Origin of the sequence: Paenibacillus caui, from assembly GCF_019904135.1 — a bacterium.
GTDB classification, from domain to species: Bacteria; Bacillota; Bacilli; order Paenibacillales; family Paenibacillaceae; genus Fontibacillus; species Fontibacillus caui.
In genome coordinates, this window is record NZ_JAIOGQ010000007.1 from 1 (window position 1) to 17,845 (window position 17,845).

The 17,845-nt window shown below is 53.8% G+C and carries 9 protein-coding genes, 1 rRNA gene and 1 riboswitch; of the genes, 1 reads left to right on the forward strand and 9 read right to left on the reverse strand.

Annotated elements, in window-relative coordinates:
- The 4 genes from K7397_RS05710 to K7397_RS05725 form a co-directional block, all read right to left on the reverse strand.
- Window positions 1-348: ribosomal RNA gene (locus K7397_RS05710) — 16S ribosomal RNA — on the reverse strand; the annotation flags it as partial.
- A 494-nt stretch (window positions 349-842) separates the two neighbouring features.
- On the reverse strand, window positions 843-4,742 hold the full coding sequence (locus K7397_RS05715; protein WP_223066990.1) for a glycosyltransferase family 39 protein: 3,900 nt from the start codon (window positions 4,740-4,742) through the stop codon (window positions 843-845).
- Between the two features lie 198 nt (window positions 4,743-4,940).
- The gene (locus K7397_RS05720) at window positions 4,941-6,311 is read right to left on the reverse strand and encodes an NCS2 family permease (RefSeq protein ID WP_223066991.1); all 1,371 of its coding nucleotides are present in this window, start codon (window positions 6,309-6,311) and stop codon (window positions 4,941-4,943) included.
- A 169-nt stretch (window positions 6,312-6,480) separates the two neighbouring features.
- A riboswitch (purine riboswitch) is annotated at window positions 6,481-6,581 on the reverse strand.
- 223 nt (window positions 6,582-6,804) lie between these two features.
- Window positions 6,805-7,545: an SDR family NAD(P)-dependent oxidoreductase gene (locus K7397_RS05725; RefSeq protein WP_223066992.1), complete on the reverse strand. Its 741-nt coding sequence runs from the start codon at window positions 7,543-7,545 to the stop codon at window positions 6,805-6,807.
- A 137-nt stretch (window positions 7,546-7,682) separates the two neighbouring features.
- Here K7397_RS05725 and K7397_RS05730 point away from each other — a divergent pair, with 137 nt between their 5' ends.
- Window positions 7,683-8,546 carry a LysR family transcriptional regulator gene (locus K7397_RS05730; protein WP_223066993.1) on the forward strand — a complete coding sequence of 288 codons (864 nt, stop codon included), beginning with the start codon at window positions 7,683-7,685 and terminating at the stop codon, window positions 8,544-8,546.
- Between the two features lie 80 nt (window positions 8,547-8,626).
- On the opposite strand, the gene K7397_RS05735 is transcribed toward K7397_RS05730, so the two are convergent.
- The 5 genes from K7397_RS05735 to K7397_RS05755 form a co-directional block, all read right to left on the reverse strand.
- Entirely contained in the window at window positions 8,627-11,185 is a 2,559-nt protein-coding gene (locus K7397_RS05735; protein WP_223066994.1) for a carbohydrate binding domain-containing protein, read from the reverse strand.
- A gap of 304 nt (window positions 11,186-11,489) precedes the next feature.
- Window positions 11,490-13,028, reverse strand: a complete 1,539-nt coding sequence (gene guaA / locus K7397_RS05740) for a glutamine-hydrolyzing GMP synthase (RefSeq protein WP_223066995.1) — start codon at window positions 13,026-13,028, stop codon at window positions 11,490-11,492.
- A 76-nt stretch (window positions 13,029-13,104) separates the two neighbouring features.
- A complete protein-coding gene (locus K7397_RS05745; RefSeq protein WP_223066996.1) occupies window positions 13,105-15,600 on the reverse strand; it encodes a transglutaminase-like domain-containing protein in 2,496 nt (831 codons plus the stop codon).
- On the reverse strand, window positions 15,587-16,774 hold the full coding sequence (locus K7397_RS05750; RefSeq protein ID WP_223066997.1) for a DUF58 domain-containing protein: 1,188 nt from the start codon (window positions 16,772-16,774) through the stop codon (window positions 15,587-15,589). The genes K7397_RS05745 and K7397_RS05750 overlap by 14 nt, the downstream gene beginning before the upstream one ends.
- Window positions 16,771-17,751 carry an AAA family ATPase gene (locus K7397_RS05755; protein WP_223066998.1) on the reverse strand — a complete coding sequence of 327 codons (981 nt, stop codon included), beginning with the start codon at window positions 17,749-17,751 and terminating at the stop codon, window positions 16,771-16,773. The genes K7397_RS05750 and K7397_RS05755 overlap by 4 nt, the downstream gene beginning before the upstream one ends.
- Window positions 17,752-17,845: the final 94 nt, after the last annotated feature.

Consider the following 17,845-nt stretch of genomic DNA (forward strand, 5'->3'; position numbering starts at 1 on the left):
TCTGGGCCGTGTCTCAGTCCCAGTGTGGCCGTTCACCCTCTCAGGTCGGCTACGCATCGTCGCCTAGGTAGGCCGTTACCCTACCTACTAGCTAATGCGCCGCAGGCCCATCCGTAAGTGACAGATTACTCCGCCTTTCCCAAGTCCCCCATGCGAGGAACTTGCGTATCCGGTATTAGCTACCGTTTCCGGTAGTTATCCCAGTCTTACGGGCAGGTTGCCTACGTGTTACTCACCCGTCCGCCGCTAAGCGTCAGGAGTGCAAGCACTCCGTCAGCTCCGCTCGACTTGCATGTATTAGGCACGCCGCCAGCGTTCGTCCTGAGCCAGGATCAAACTCTCCAATAAAGTTGTTTCTTTAGTGAAAGAGCGATTAGCTCATTTTGAATCTGACGAGATTGGATGAAGCTCAAATGAACATTCAAGCCATCCTAAATTCTCTTAAATCCGGATTTTACATCCGTAAAATCCTCTCACTCGTTGTTCAGTTTTCAAAGATCAAACTGTCTTTCGTGCATCACCGCATCTCAGCGGCAACTCTTATATCATATCACCTTCTCAACCGTTTGGCAAGAACTTTTTTTCGGAAAGTTTCTTTCAATGCCGAAGGGCATCGAGACGGCCCGACCAGCTTAGTATCAAACGGCCGGAATAAGAATATACCACACATTCTAAACACTTGGCAAGCTTTTTTTAAAAATTAATTTTAAATCCATTCATTTCATTGTAACAGCCACCATCCGCCGCGGTTCCAGCTAGTTCTCGCCGAGCGCTGCTTTTTACCCACGCCTGATAAAGAAAGATCGCCAGGGCACTTATCCCTGACGATCCGAACCAAATCGTTAATAATCCCAGCTTGGGAACCACCTCAGCACATAATCAATATAATCACGGCTTACGACAAGTCCGGACAGCGCCGGATAAAACATGACAAACAGCACCCCGGCACCAATCACATAAGCAATTCGTACCTTCGGGAACCATGCATAACGTTCCTCGCACAGCTTCATCACATATACGATACTCAAAATCATGAAAGGAACCATCGTGAAATAATGATAGATAAATGTATACCTTGGAACCAGCATCCACGGAACATATACGGAGAAGTATGCGATCCAGGCCATGTACATATATTGATCTTTTCGTTTTATGGACAGCCACACCGTAAGAAGCACAGCGAAAATTCCCGTCCACCAGATCAGCGGATTGCCCATGGTCACCATGGTCGATTTCATCCCGGAAGGGAGCTCAGTTCCGTTATACAGCCAAAGCGGCCGCTTCATAAACGGCCACTCCCACCACTGTGAAGAATAAGGGTGCGTTGCGGTCAATTGACTGTGGTAGTCATACATATGAACTTGCGCTTCGATCAAATGATCCAAAGTGTACCCGCCTGCTTCCTCATTCAGGACCGGAATAAACGACAAACAGTAAATGATCGCCGGGATGGCTATGAAAAAGATCAGACAGCTCGACAGAGTGATCAACGTATTCCGCAAAAAGCTTCGCGTGGCCTTCGTACAGGCCAAAGCCTCTTTTTCCCGTGAAGCTGTATTCGGACCGGCAATTGCATCCGCCATCTGCTCGGAATCAGGCCCCAAGGCCGCCGTTTCCGTTAAGTTCGAATCCACACGATTCAATGGTGCAGCGTTGCCGCTCCACGCCCTGGCAGCGCGGAACTCGCGGTAACGTGCATACAAGGAAAGCCCAAGCATAACGGCCAGCCCCGCTCCGCCATAAGCCACATTCCATTTGGACGCTACACCTATTCCAAAGAACAGACCCGACAGCCCGAGCGGAACAAGCGTCCGAATCAGAGGCACCTTATAAAAATTCATCGATACATAACGGAACATAAAATAATACATCAGCATCATAAAAAATACGGCATAAACATCGATCGTCGCCATTCTTGTCTGGCTGAAATGCATAAAATCCAGCGCAAACAGCAGAGTAGCCGTTATCGCATACCGGCTTCTTTTGAACAGCGTAAGCGCCATCCGATACATCAGCGGAAGCATCGCGATCCCGAATAGGGTCCCGACAATCCGCCAGCTAAACGGGCTAAGGCCCAGCAGCTTGATGCCGACGGAAATGAAGATTTTGCCGAGCGGCGGATGCGTATTTTCATAAGCCACCATTCCCTGCAAATACTCGTAAGCCGTCCGTGGATGGTAAATTTCATCAAAATAACTGCTATTCATGAAGCTCGGTCTGTAAGCATCGGTTAAAGGTTCATCGAACAGCAGGTCAGGAGAGTCCGTATCCCCGGAAAATATGCCGCTTGGGTAAATGGCCGCCACCTTCAGCGGAGTTTTTGAGCCTCTTTCATAGATGGCAATCTCATGAAGATACATATCCGGAGACTGGGCCGTAAACTTGACATAACGGGCTTCAATTAAAGAAAGCGCCGTATTCCATTTGAAGACTTTACCGTACAGATCAAGTTCGGTTTCATGATCCCAGTTGTCCGGTGTATTGCTGAATTGGATCTTCACCTTTCCCCTGCCGGGACCGTCGAACAGATTCACCCGCTCGAGCTGTTTGACGCTGCCCAGATCTACATAGAAGCTTTCCCCGGCAGTTGAAGATTTCCAGTACGTTTCGGGAGACTTCATTCCGCCGAGATGATATAAGGCTAACGCGGCATACAGAAGGGTGATGGCTCCCATCCAGATCCAGTCATTCCGCCGCATCCGTACTTTCGGCTTATCTGGAGACTGCACAAGTCCTCTAAGCACTTGCTCCTGCGCCGCTCTTCGATCATCGTCTGACACGACGGGCAGCGGCTGAATTCTTCCGTTAAATAAAATATCTATACCGATTGCCAGCATATAGACAAGCAGGGCCAGGTTTGCGATGCCGCACACAATGGCGACTCCGTCAATCGGAGGTGCGCTGTGCAGCGTCGAATAGGCTTTGAGCACATAGTCCACATTCATATACTGGGTAAGGCTTAAACCAAAGAACAAATGAAGCAGCCTGCGGTCCTTGAATTGGATATAACTGAACAAACACAGCAGCAAGGCAGGGAACATGTAGCGCTCGTGCATTTTTGGACCAAACACGTAGACACATACGATCAAAACCAGAGCGAGAAAATAGGCAGGTTCATTCTTCTCGCCTTTTCTGCCTTTTCCAAATGAGAACAAGACAGCGGCAACCACCGATAAGACGATGAATATTATTCCCCAGGTCCGGAAGGAGAAGAACAACCACGGTTGGTCCAATGGTTTCCAGTTCCCGCCGGCAAGAGCAAACAGATTAAATGCATTGAGAGTAGCATAAGGGTATGAGGACAAGGTATCCCCATATAATTGAATCAATCCTGCCGCTCCGCCATTTCTCCAAAAGAAAGGCATGGACACCAGCGCCAGCGTGATGACCCCGCAGCATGCGCTGATCAGCATCCTCTTCCAGGCCTTGCGGTATATAAAGTAAAGCAGCAGCACTGGCGTAAAGATCAGCGCCTGCGGCTTGATCAGCACGGCAAGCGCGAACCAGACGGAGGAACGCTCGAACTGATTCCGGGTTAGACTATGAAGGAATAACAGCAGAAACAAAACAAAGAAAGCATCGATTTGTCCCCAGGCAGCCGAATTGATCCATACCGCGGGATTAAACAGGTAAATAAGTGCAAGGGCAAAGGCCAGATGCGCCCCGATCTTTTTCCGTCCGAGTTGAAATAACAGCATTCCCGCCCCAAGGTCGGCTAGAATTCCAGGGAGCTTGAACAGCAGCCGTGCAGCAGCCGATGAATCGCCAAGCGACAGCATCGCTTTTACCGCACTAAGCACATACAGAACATACATATAACCCGGCGGATAGTCGGCAAATACCCCTTTTTCATAGAAGCTGCCGAAGCCTACCTCTCTCAGGCGGTTCCCCCAATAGATGAACGTCTTCAGATCCCCTGTATAGCCCGGCACCTTAAGCGCAATCCAGGCTCTGACAGCCAAAGCGGCCAATAGAAAAATAACCAGCCCAGGCATGTACTGGGTACGCAGCTTCCGGAACGCATTTCGCCGCATAAACACTTTGTACATATAGGCAAAAAATATACTGAACAGTCCAATCATCAGAACGGTCGACGTGAAGGAAACCGGGGTATCCCATTTCGTTTCCTTCTTGGCCGTATCCATGGAAATCACCGGATTCTGTGAGGCCGGCTTAACCGTCTGTTCAACCGTGATGTCGTCGAAATACGCTTTCCCCTTGATCAGCGCTCCATACTGCCCAAGGCCAGCCGCAACAACAAGAGTCGTCTGCTCCGGCCCGGTAATTCCGGTAAATTCAAGCTTCTGCCAAGCCCCCTTGGTGTCGTACACCTGAGGGTATTCGGCGCTGACCCCCGAAATGAACAGATTGGCGCCGGCTCGTCTGCTCCCGGAAGACTGAGGGAGGCCCTCCGTCTTGATCCATCCGGATATTTTATAGTATGTATTCGGTTTTACCGTTACTTTCTGAATCCATCTTGCGTGGTTCGGCTGCACGTTTTCTATTGCTGCCGAAGAACTGCCGGAATGCGATTGCCGGTCATCAATCCACAGCTTGCTTGCACCTTGATCGGTGACCCAGATATCCTGGCTCCAAATTTTCGGAATTCCGGACCCGACCTGTTCAAATCCGCTGTTTCCGAGCAGATTGCTGTCCGCAAAAACCTTCGAGCCGGGAAGCAGCATAATAACAGATAATAACAGCAGGACGTAAACCTTCTTGCTTCTGATCCAATTCTCCATAAACTTAATTTCTCACCCCATAAGCAGAAATGGCTGTGTTGTCCTTAGATGTTAAACAATTAAAGCAAAAAGATAGAGCAGTCATGCCGATTATAAGACCCGGTGTGGACTGCGTCAATGAGGGCCCGGCATCCTCCGCATACAAAAAACAGCCGTACGGACGCATCCGTACGGCTGCAAAAGCCTCGCTTATGCTTGTTATTCTGCACCGATAAAGATATAGCGGCAAAGAACAATAACGGCAAGAATCCACATAAGCCAATGGATTTTGACTTTGTTTTTGGCTACAAGGTTGTGGAAAATTGCCAGAATAACGTAAGAAACGATACCGGCAGAGATCCCGTTGGCAATGCTGCCGGTAAACGGCATCAGAACGATGGTTACAAAAGCCGGGAACGCATAAAGGAAGTCATCCCACTCAATGTTCTTCACCTGGCTCATCATCAGCACCCCGACAATGATCAAGGCCGGAGCGGTAGCCGCGCCTGGAACAACACCTGCAAGCGGCGCGATGAATAGCGAAAGCAGGAACAGAATGCCTGTGGTTACGGCAGTAAGTCCGGTGCGTCCGCCTTCCGCTACACCGGCGGTGCTTTCAATGTAAGAAGTGATCGTGCTTGTACCAAGCACAGCACCTGAGCTGACGCCTACGGCATCAACGAGCATCGCTTTGCCGATCATTTTCTCGCTTTTTTCTTTATCCTTCATCAGGCCTGCCCGAGTCGCCGTGCCGACCAAGGTGCCGAACGTATCGAACAATTCCACGAACGTAAACACAAACACGATTTCAAACAAGCCCAATTTAAACGCGGCCCCAAGATCAAGCTTCCCTACAGCCAAATCGCTCAAATTAGGGAACCAGGCAGCTTCCGTCAAGCCGCTTGTGCTTGTAACTCCCATCGGAATGCCGATCAGCGTCGTCGCGACGATTCCGATCAGCAGCGCGCCCTTCACGCGAAGCGCCATCAGGACAGCAATCAGAATCAAGCCGATCAGCGTAAGCTGAACTTCATGGCTGTGAACGAAATCGCCAAGCGTAAAGTTCAGGCTGCTTCCGCCAACAGTTTTGGTCGGATCTTCCACACCGGACAAATTAACGGCAATGAGATTGCTCAATTTAAGCCCGATGCTGGCAATAAACAAGCCGATACCGACTGTAATTGCCGATTTAATGCTTTGAGGAATAGCCACGATGAGAAGCTGGCGAATTTTCGTAACTGTCAGAATCAGGAAAATAATACCCGAAATGAACACAGCGCCAAGTGCCGCTTCCCATGTAATTTTACCACCGGAGCTAAGCACCACGGTCATGAAATAGGCGTTGAGCCCCATACCGGGAGCAAGCGCAATCGGAATGTTGACAAACAGCCCCATCAGAATGGTAATAAGCCCTGCTCCGACGCATGTAGCAAAGAAGACGCCGTCCGATGGGATACCCGCCCCGTTCGGTCCGAGGAACAGATTGTTTACGAAGAGGATGTACGCCATCGTCATGAAGGTGGTAATCCCTGCGATAATCTCCGTCCTTACATTTGTACCGTTCTCCTTAAGCTTGAAAAACCGATCCATTGTTACCTAAATCCCCCTTAGAATAATCAGGATACAATTCGTACGGGAACGACAAACAACCCGGGCAGATTCATTTCCCCCAGGTCAAACGCAGGCTGTTGAAAGACATAAAAACAGCTGGTCGGGCGACCGTTCCTAGAGCCGGGACTACCCACCCGGCAGCGCCTTACAGCCTGTCTTTTCACTTCGTAGCCAGATCATTTACGGTGACCTCGTAGAAACTTCCGGGCCAATTCCCGGAATTATACGAATGTTGATTCTATTGTCATTAGTTCCCGTCAAAATCGTGTCAGACAACTTTCACAAATCATATTGTAGGCATGTCCCTTACGCTTGTCAATGAAAAAAACGAATGTTTTGAAATAAGGTTAATTGCAATGTTCGTGATTTCCATTCAAGTATTCGCTGCGCAGCAAAGCATACAAATAAGTGTCTCGGAACCAGACAGAAGACCATATAACCGGGCCACGACGGCCCGGCTTTGTTAAATAACTTAGAGCGTTTGTCCGTTATCGGCGATAATGACCTGGCCCGTAAGCGACTCCTGCTGGAGCAAAGCGCATATCAGCTCCGCAATATCCTCCGGAGTAGAGATTCGCCCAAGTGGAAGAGCTCCGCTTAAACGCCGCATTTTCTCCTCGTTCCCTTCCCACCACCGCGTGGAGATGGCGCCCGGCGCTATGCTGTTTACCCGGATTTCCGGAGCCAGCGCATGAGCGAGCGATTTCGTCAAACCGTGCACGGCCGCCTTGGACACGGCATAAGGCAGAGAAGAGCCGAGTCCGGTGACCCCCGCGATACTTCCTACGTTCAGAATAGCGCCCTCCCGATTCTTTTTCATGAACGGCGCTGCAGCTTTGGCGCAATAAAACATGCCTTTTACATTCACAGCGAGCAGTTTGTCCCAAATTTCGTCCGTCACAGCCTCCAGATCATCCATCCGGATTTGCTCCGTAATGCTTGCATTGTTGACTAAATAGTGAATGGTTCCATAGGTTCTTTCGACTTCGGCAAACATGTTCTCCACTTCTTGTTCGGCCGCTACATTTGCCCGGATCATGACGGCACTTCCGCCGCGCTGCGCTATTTCGCGAACCGTTTCGGCCGCTTCCCGCTCCGACCTGGAGTAATTGACGACGACATGGGCTCCCTCCCCAGCGAGCTTAAGACTTACTGCCCTGCCTACTCCGGTTCCTCCACCGGTAACGACTGCCACCTTCTGATGAAATTTCATAGCTTTCTTTAGCCCCTTTCCTATTCCGATATGACTATCGTAGAACAGCCCCTTCCGGTTGTATAATGGTTAAAAATGATGTTGGTATTAAATAAATTGATACCTGCGCTAAGATAGCTGAAGAGGAGGTAATGGAAGTGGAGAGTCGGGATTTGCGGATATTTCGGACGGTGGCGCACCAGCTGTCTTTTTCAAAGGCCGCGGAAGAGATGGGCTATGTTCAATCCAACGTCACGATACGGATCCGAAAGCTGGAAGAAGAGCTAAACACGCCGTTATTTGAAAGAAACAACAAGGGGGTCAAATTGCTGCCTGCCGGTGAAAAACTGCTGAGCTATGCCGATCAGATCATCGACCTGCTTGAAATGGCAAAGAATGACGTATCCCCAGGCTGTGATTCACGCTCGCTGCGGCTTGGAGCACCCCAAACGCTGGCCGCAAACCGTCTGCCCCTCCTCCTTGGCACCTATTCCAAGGAATTTCCGGACGTAACCTTGTCCATCAGGACGGGAACCCGGGATCACCTGATCAGCCAGGTCATGCTGGGAGAGCTTGACGGGGCGTTCGTGAGCGGCGATTTGCCTGACAGGCAAATTCAATCCGTTTTCAAGTTCGGCGAGGAAGTCGGATTGGTTAGCTGCGAAAAATATGCCGATCGGAACGAGCTGTTCAGACTGCCCGTTATCATCAATTCTGCGCCTGACTGCCCTTATCGGCAGCTTTTGTTCAAATGGTTCGACATGCACGGCTGTTCGCCCGTATCTGTTTTGGAATTTGATACATTGGAATCGATCCTTTCCAGCGTGAAGCAGAGCATGGGCATTGCATTGCTCCCTATAAGTGTAGTTCCTGACGGGCTTAACATTACCCGGCTGCCGGAAGACCTCAGCCCGGTCATCATCCGCTTTATAGTCCGGAAAGCGGCCGTGCGCAGCCGCCAGTTGAACGATTTCATTGAAATTGCCGAAGAAACAGGCAAAAACGGCAAAGCCGTCCTTTAAAAGACGGCTTTTTGTTTCATAGTCCGAAGGACCGGAAGCGGAGAGGTAATGGAAGCGATTTCAGGTTTGTTCTGAATAAATTATGGGAGTGCCGGCGCGCCGTAATAGATACCGGTTCCGTTCGTTCCCACATACACCCGTCCGTACGTTTGGCGGTCCCCGGCCATGGCGTTCGGTTCATCCCCTGCGCGGATGAGGGGGCTATCGATTTGGACCCAGGTTACGCCGTTGTCGTCCGAACGAAAAATCCCTTCCTTCTGCTTGACTATTCCGTATACGAAAACAGCAGGATTCGTTTTTCCGGGCGCGTTTTTGCCGAAGCTGAACAGGTAAGCCTTTTGGACGCCCTGGATTTTGGAGAACGTGTCTCCCGAATTCGTGGAACGGTAAAGACCGCTTCCGTTCAGGCTGATCCAAACCTCGCCGCATGCGCCAGGGGCTGCCTGCACCGAATGCCACGATTCTTTAGGCAAGCCCGTATTCGCCGCCGACCATGTCGCTCCGCCGTCCGTACTCTTGTACAGCGTCCCTTCCTTATACAAGTAAAATTTGCTGCCATCCACCCGGTCCGAGGCTAGCGGATAGTTCCAGACAAAGATATTACTCCCGCCCACCGCGCCTGAAGGGGCTCCCGAAGAGGCCTTCCACGTAGCGCCATTATCTTCCGAATAGTAAGGAACATCATTCTGCGGCAGCCAAACCATTCTTCGGGTGTTCGCGGAAACCGCAACCCGGCCGCCCTTGCCCGGTACGGATGTGAATGCCGTGTAGGAGGCGCCGCCGTCGGCAGAATAGCCGCCGCTGCCCTCGCCCTGCCAATCCTGGCGTCCGACGCGGATGATGAAATTCGGATCGCTTTCCTGGAAATCCAAACCTGTGGTCGTGTGACCGGTGGGCAATCCTTTGCTCCAAATTCCCGCGGAAGGAAAATCCGGCAGGGAGTCATGCTCGAAACCGCCCACATCGGCCACTCCGCTGAACAGCTTGACGGTTCCGGACGGAGGGCTGAGCAGGTTGCTTACGGTGACGAGCTCCTCGTGGCCCTTCTCCTCATTCGTCCACACCGAAGGATCGGCAGTGACATCCGAAGTCTGCCACATGCCGTACCAATCCGTAAACCAGACCTTCCCTTGCGAAAAAGAATCGAAAACGAGGCTGGAGGTCGCCGACCGCCAGTGGTGATTCGGCCACCAGGCTACTGTACCGTTTTTGCTCATGTTCATTTCCGTCCAGCTCGTTCCGCCGTCTACCGAGCGGTACATCGGCAAATTGTGGGCCCAATTGTGCCGGGAAACGAGGATATGCCGGCTGTCGAACGGATCGACGTCAATCGCTTGAAACGCTCCTTTGTTTTCAAATCCTGGATTTTTGACCATATTGGCTGCGGAACCGCTTTGCGTAACCTCAAAATCGTCGCAGTAGGATTCGCCGGTTGAAGTGCTCGGTTTATAGCAGTAGATGATCGCCCAAGTATGAACGGCGTCGGTCGTAAACGTAACCGTTCCCTCCGCATAATCGGTGCCGGTAATCGTGACGCTTCGGTATGCTCCTCCGTAATCCCGAACCCCGATCTGAACCGATTGACCGCTTATGCCAGCCTTGGCCCACCCTTTCAATGTGTAGGTGGTGTTCGGGGTAACCGTCAGCGATTGCTCTACGGCGCTTCCCGAGCTGATCTGCGACAGCTTGATGGCCGTACCGCCCGAACGCTGCCCGGCAGTAACTTTCGCCGCTCTTCCCCAACTGTCCCAACTCTCGATGTTCGGGGTTTGGGGCGTCACGTCCGAACCTGCTCCCACCGCATACTTCCATACGCCATTGTCATGGGAGACATACAAGTTCCCGCTCGCATCAAGAGCTGCGCGCCGAGGCAGCGCAGGACTGCCGTCGATGAGCGTGAAATGCTCCCCTCCATCGGTTGAGCGGTAGACGCCGGCGTTTCGCATGCCGATGTAAACCGTTTTGGTACGAGCAGGCGAGCTCGCCGTTCCGCCGCTCGGATCGAGAATGACGAAAGTAAGCTTTCCGTTCGCCGGCGCCCCGGATATTTGCGACCAATTCGTGCCGCCGTCCGTGCTGCGCTGCAATCCGTCAGACCGGGAAGCGTAATAGACGATACTGCCGTTCGCGGGATCGACAGCGAGCCGCTCGCCGAACATCTGGTCCCGGTTTGAGGCGATGGCGAATTGCTGAGCAGACCGGGTCCAGGTGATGCCCCGATCCACCGACTTCATGATATATCCGCGGCTCGGCACCGCCCATCCGTCGTCATATTTTCCCGTTGCTGCATAAACTGTATTTCCTGTCTGGTCGGACGGGTCGATCGCGATGCTGTCCGCGCCGTACAAATTCCATTCAGTGTAAGGGATGCCTGCAAGCATGTTCACCCACCGCCGGTCGGCCTGATCCCAGCGGTAAGCTCCGCCGACGTCCGTCCTGGCGAAAAACAAATCCGGCACCTTCGGATGCGAGATCATCCCCGTCACCGAACCCCCTCCGCCAATCGCAACATTGTCCCACTGATAGGCTTGATGGGCAGCGGCAGCGGCAAAGTCTTGTTTCGGTATATAGATCCATCCGGCAAGCAGGGCCAATATAACCAACGGATACCAACTTCGTTTACTCATTCTGATTTTCATTACGAGGCCTCCTTATTCCTCTTTGTAAGGGCTTACATTAATATATTCTTCAATCTTCGCTGAAGTTACATGATCAAATCTTTGAAGATATCTGCCCGAATTATGGAAAACGGAGAAAAAATGAATGAAGGGACATCCTCCTTGGGTGTCCCTCTGTCCGCTGCTTCTTGCTCGAAGCAAATACTTCCTCGAATCCAAGTAGATAAAGGCAAAGCCGTCCTTTAAAAGACGGCATCCGTTTCTGCTAGAACTAAAAAACCCCCAAATCCATTCAACATGGATTTGAGGGTTTCTAAGTGATAACTTACTCCCACTCGATCGTAGCAGGCGGCTTCGAGGTAATGTCGTAAACGACGCGGTTCACGTTCTCGACTTCGTTGACGATGCGGACGGAGATTTTCTCCAGCACATCCCAAGGGATGCGCGCCCAATCGGCCGTCATGCCGTCAATCGAAGTCACGGCCCGAATGCCGACCGTGTACGAATACGTACGGGCGTCACCCATGACCCCGACGCTCTTCATATTCGGCAGGGCGGTAAAGTACTGCCAAATCTCGCGGTCCAGGCCAGCCTTGGCAATTTCATCCCGCAGGATGAAGTCGGACTCGCGGACGATCTGAAGCTTGTCCTCCGTAACTTCGCCCAGCACACGAATGGCAAGGCCTGGGCCCGGGAACGGCTGTCTCCAGACGATTTCCTTCGGCAGTCCGCATTCTTCGCCGACTTTGCGAACCTCATCCTTAAACAGCGCCTTCAGCGGTTCTACCAGCTCGAATTTCATGTCCTCCGGCAATCCGCCGACATTGTGGTGAGACTTGATGGTCTGGGCTGTCGCCGTTCCGCTCTCGACAATGTCGGTATACAGCGTGCCCTGAGCCAGAAATCTAAAATCGTCAAATTTGGCGGATTCTTCGTCAAACACGTAAATAAATTCGTTGCCGATAATTTTGCGCTTCTGCTCCGGATCATCAACCCCAGCCAGCTTCGACAGGAAACGTTCACGCGCATCAATCTTGACCACTTTCATGTCAAACTTACCGACAAACGTCTCCATCACGCTTTCGGCTTCGCCCTTGCGCAGCAAGCCATGGTCGATGAACATACAGGTCAGTTGATCGCCGATCGCCTTATGAATCAGCATGGCCACAACGGAGGAGTCCACGCCGCCGCTCAGCGCGCACAGCACCTTCTTGTCGCCGACCTGATTGCGGATATCGCGAACCGTATCCTCAATAAACGTCTCCATGCTCCAGCTGCCCTCGCAGCCGCAAATGTCATACAGGAAGTTGCGGATCATTTCATTCCCGTTCACCGAATGACGCACTTCCGGATGGAACTGAACGCCGTACAACCTGCGTTCCGGGTTGCTGATGGCCGCAATCGGCGCATGTTCGGTGGAAGCATCCACACGGAAGCCCTGAGGCAGTTCAACTACATGGTCGCCGTGGCTCATCCATACGGTTTGTCTCGCTTCAAGGCCTTTTGTAAGCGCTGAATTTTCGATAAAATCTACATCCGCCTTGCCGTATTCACGTTTCGCCGCACGGACTACCTTGCCTTGCAATTGCTGCGCCATCAGCTGCATGCCGTAGCAAATGCCAAAGATCGGCACGCCGATATCATAAATGGCCGGATCAACATGTGGCGCATCCTCACCGTAAACACTCATCGGTCCGCCGGAGAATACGATCCCCCTTGGAGCCATTTCCCGAATGCGTTCCACCGGGGTATTGAACGGCAGAAGCTCGCTGTATACCCCAAGATCACGAATCCGTCTTGCAATTAACTGATTGTATTGTCCTCCGAAATCCAGAACGACAATGATTTCATTTGGCTTATTCATTACCGAGCCTCCCTTAATTCTTGAGACCCATTATACGAAACGACAAAAGATGCCGTCAAGAAAGTTCGGGAACACTCTACCTGCGAAAAGATGCCATTTTCCGGCATGTCTTCAAAAACCGCCGCGTTGTCTCCCGGTCAGGCACATCACCGCCGTAGTAAAGGGGCTCCCAAATACTCATAAAGCTTGTCAAATCGGATATTCCGGATTCCTCCAAACCTTTCAGCCCGTCTGTGTATTCGCGGGCCGTGCATCCTTGCTGTCTTCCCCCATACCGGCGGTACAATCCAGCCCAGGCCTTGTCGGCAGCACGAAGCAGCTCGGCCCTTCCAGGAAAATGGACTTTCGGATGCGGATTTGGCATCCGTGCGCTTACCCCGGCGGCTCCGGCCGGACCTTTCGGCCTGAATCTGACGATAGTCAGCATCGACATAGTCAGGCATAGCGCGGCCATAGCGATTCCCGCCGTCAGCGCTGCAGAAGGCGGCAGAAGGCTCGAGACAAATCTCATGCCCGCAAAAAGGCTGCGGATGATGTTCTCCTTATAAGCCTGCAAAGCCTGAAGATTGAATGGCTGCGAAGCTTTCGCCTGCTGCGCCGCGGCGCCTTGCGCCCCTTCAAAAGCCGGGGTAGGATCGAATGAAACCCAGCCTTCTCCCGGAAAATACACCTCAACCCAAGCGTGCGCATCCGAATACCGCACCGCGTATTGATTGTCCCCGGTCTGTTCGCCGGGGGCATAGCCTTTCACCCATCTTGCCGGAATTCCCTGGGTGCGCAGCAATACAACCATCGCGGTTGAAAAATGGTCGCAGTATCCGGCCCGCTGCCTGAACAGAAAATCCGAGACAAAATCCTGCCCAGCGGCCGGAACGGTTGTATCCAGGGTATATCGGTAATGCTGCTTCAAATAGCTCTGAGCAGACTGCGCCGCTTCATAACGGCTCGCTGTTCCCGAAACAATGCGGCTCCCTAAATCGCGAACCGATTCCGGCAAGGCAGCGGGAAGCTGGAGATACCGGTACCGGATCTCGGCTGGATCGCTCGCCTCCTGCCGGTCCTCTTTCGCGAGGTCCGCAAGGTCGCTGCGGCTCAGGGCTGTTTCGATCTCATAGCCGTAAATCAAATTCGCACTGCCTTCGGGATTTATAGTTAATGCGCCCGCATCCGGATCGGCCTGCAGCCCATAGCTTGTTCCTTGTTCGGTATTCCTGGCATTTGTATCAACGCGGTTCACATGGATCAGCCTGCCTCCGGCAAACAAGGGAACCGTCCCCTTCTGCGGCTTGGCAAACGTGACGGTCTGAACGGCCGGCTCACCCGCTGCCGCAGCGGGATCCCTGTAGGGGAGCGCAACCGGTGCCGCGGAGGAATCGGGCTGACTCCAGCCCCGGCCGTCGTAATAACTACGGCTTTCCCCACGCCAGTACGTTTGCTTTGGCGATACTGCCGTAAAGAAAAGCTCCTTACGCAGCCGGAGCGGGGCCCCCAGCTCTTCGTCGCTGCCATCGTAGCCGGACAGCGAGCGGCCATTTCCGAGGCCGCCGCTGTCTCCGATGTCGGTCCATGCCTCAAGGCTGCGGACCGCCTTATCCCATGACAGCGCCTCGGCCGGCTTCACCGGCAGAAGCAGCGCGGCTGCGGCCGATCCTGCTACGCCCGCCAATACGGCGCAAGCTCCCAGACAAACTATAAGTTTGGAAGAAACCGGCCGTTTGGCGGAGGCATGCAGGCTTCGGGGGCGGGCAGCTCCTACCGTTGACGGGGCCTTAGGCGGGATTGGCGCATGACTATCCGCCGTCTCCTCCATCCCCCTGGCAGCGGACCCTGGGGAACCTTGGCCGGGTGTCCCGGGGATCATTCCGCTGCTGCCGTGGCAGCCGCCCGGAATAAAGGCGCCGGCCAGTCTGTACGCCACGGGGGCGTATGCCGAGCCAGTGTCACGGGCATCCAGCTGCCTGCAGGCGCTAATGCTGAACTGAAGCAGCAGTCCGAGACCGCAGCAGCGGACGATTGCCCAGAACACGTCCATCATCAGCGTCAGTTCGAAAGCAAGCAGGTACAAGACGGAAATGCACAAGAACAGCAGGACCGTAAATCTTGTCAAAGCCAGCATCTGAACGGAGACGACCAGCAAAACCCATCCCGCAAGCAAAACCAGCATCCGGGACTCCCGGCTGATTTCCGCCAGGCTTCCCGATCGGAGCCATGTCCCGGCGTCTTCGGCAAGCGTCGATCCGTAGCTGATCAGCCACGCCCCGCCCTCGCTGCCGCCGTATAAATACATCATGGCGAAGCAGACGGAGACGAATGGAACCACCGGAATAACCCAAACCGGAAGCCTGATACAACCGACGGCCAGAAGCAGGGCGGTTAAACCATAGAAGGTCAGGAGGAGCTTGCCGCTTCCTGCGCCTCCCAGCGAATGAAGCGGCTGAAGCCACTGCGCGAACAGGCCGAACAGCAAGAGTGAGGCCCAAAGCCTGAAGAAAGGCCGATTTCTGGCAGCCGTTGTCGCAGCCTCGTTTGCGCTAAGCCGAACCGACCCGGTCCACTTGTTAAGCCGGGACATCGGAATCCGCCCCCTTGCCTGCCAAGCTGCTGCCATTCATGAAGGCTGCCGGTTGTCCGGCACGGCTTGCACAGCTTATCAGCTCGATGTCGTGCCCCAGCTCTGCAAGCTCAGAGATGACGGCAGACAGCCTATCCGAAGGAGATCCGGTAATGACCGTGACCGGCAAGGCCTTATACTCTCTTACAGCCTCGTACAGCATTTCCGGGCAGGAAACGGCCCCGCCGTCCCATAAAGAAACGGCCGCGAGCAGCACCGGCCCGTCTTCGCCATCGCTGTGCGCGTTCCACCGGCGCACGCTCTCCATGCCGCCGTGCCGGAAGAAAAGGGTATGCCCGCCTTCCGCCCCCGCTTCAAGCACGGACGCCGCGGCGGAAACGGCACGTTCAAACACAGCGTTTGTCCCCGAACTGTCTTTCAGGGAACCTCCGGCTTTGGGCAGATCGTCCGAATAAGCGTTTCGTTCCGTATCCAGCAGGACAAGCCGGAATGACGTATTTTCTTCTTCCGGCATATAGACGACAAGATCCCCGCGGCGCGCAGATCCTTTCCAGTAAATCGACTTTAGCGGGTCGCCCGGTTCATAGCTGCGGATTCGGGAGCCTGGCGGACCGGGCAGGGTAATCCCGTCATAAGTGTCATCGGTCGACCCACTGATTCCGTTCCCGCCATGTTCTGCCCCGGTCTCCTCCGAAGAGCGGGGCAGCACCGGCAGTATTCCGCTGCATGTGCAGGGAATGCTGTAGGAGAACCAGCCGAACAAATCAGTGTTTGCAGCCGTGATGCTCTCCCGGCCGTGGATTCCGCGTGCAAGCCCATCCACCGTGTAGGCGCAGGTCAAGTTTCTGCGAAATCCCGCAAACAGCAGCTGCTCCGGGTGGTCCATGCCGCCGAATCCATCCCGAAGCTTTAGCCAAAGCGGCGGGAGCCCTCCTGTTACGGCAATGGATAGAACAACGTCCACCCGCTCTCCGGAAAGCGGCCGGGCTGCGGAATAATTACGGCGCACGGACAATTGCCTCGGACCGGCCCATTTTGCCGCGGCTCCCTGAAGCATCATAAATGTCAAAACGCTGAGCACAAACAATACGGAAGGCCCGCCATGCCACAGCAGCAAGCCAAGCGCGAGAAGCCATACCGTGCAGAAGGCTGTCCATATTCCGGTCATGTTCATAGCGATCCGCCCGCAGCCTGTCTCGTCATCGGCACCGGCGTCTCCAGGAGCAGTTCCCGAATGATGTCCTCGGTTTTCCGCCCCGTCATGCGGGCTTCCGCCGAAAGCATCAGGCGATGAGGGAGCACCGCTTCGGCCACCGCTTTGACATCATCGGGTATCACGTACATCCGGCCCTTGAAATAAGCATGCGCCTGCGCCGCCCCCATCCAGGCGAGAGTGCCTCGGGGACTGACCCCAAGCACGGTTCCGGCATGCCGCCTCGACCCGTCTGCCACAGCCACCATATACCGCTTGACGCTGTCATCCACCGTAACGGTCCGGACCTGCCGCTGCATGGCGGCAATCTCCTCGGCGATCAGCACCGGACGCAGCGTCTCCAGCGGCTGCTTCTCTCCCTGCTGATTCAGCATCGCGACTTCCTGCTCCACGCTCGGATAACCGAGCGATACCCGCATCAGAAAGCGGTCAAGCTGCGCTTCAGGGAGCCTGTAGGTCCCTTCAAAATGCAGCGGATTCTGCGTAGCCAGCAGCAGAAACGGCTCGGGCAGCCGCCGGCTGACGCCGTCGACCGTTACCTTGCGCTCCTCCATGGCCTCCAGCAGCGCGGATTGGGTACGCGGCGCAGCGCGATTGATCTCGTCCGCAAGGACAATATTCGATAGAATAGGACCTGGCCGGAATTCGAATTCCCCATTATGTGGACGGTATACGGACACGCCTGTAATATCCGAAGGCATGAGATCCGAGGTGAACTGAATCCGCCCGAATGAACAGCCAAGCCCCTTGGCAATGGCCCGGACAAGCATAGTCTTGCCCACGCCGGGAACATCTTCAAGCAGAACATGCCCGCCGCACAGCATGGCGATGATAGCAAGCTCAATTTCTTTTCTTTTCCCAACAATGACAGTTTCCAGGCGGTCTGCAAACCGCTGCAGCAGTGCGTGCGCCTGATCATGAAGCAATGAAGAGGCCATAGCCGACAACGCTCCTTTCCATATTTCAAAAGAGAATCTATCAGCTATTGTCTCCATTTCCCGCCCGAAATAGACATGGAAGATTTGCTCCTTA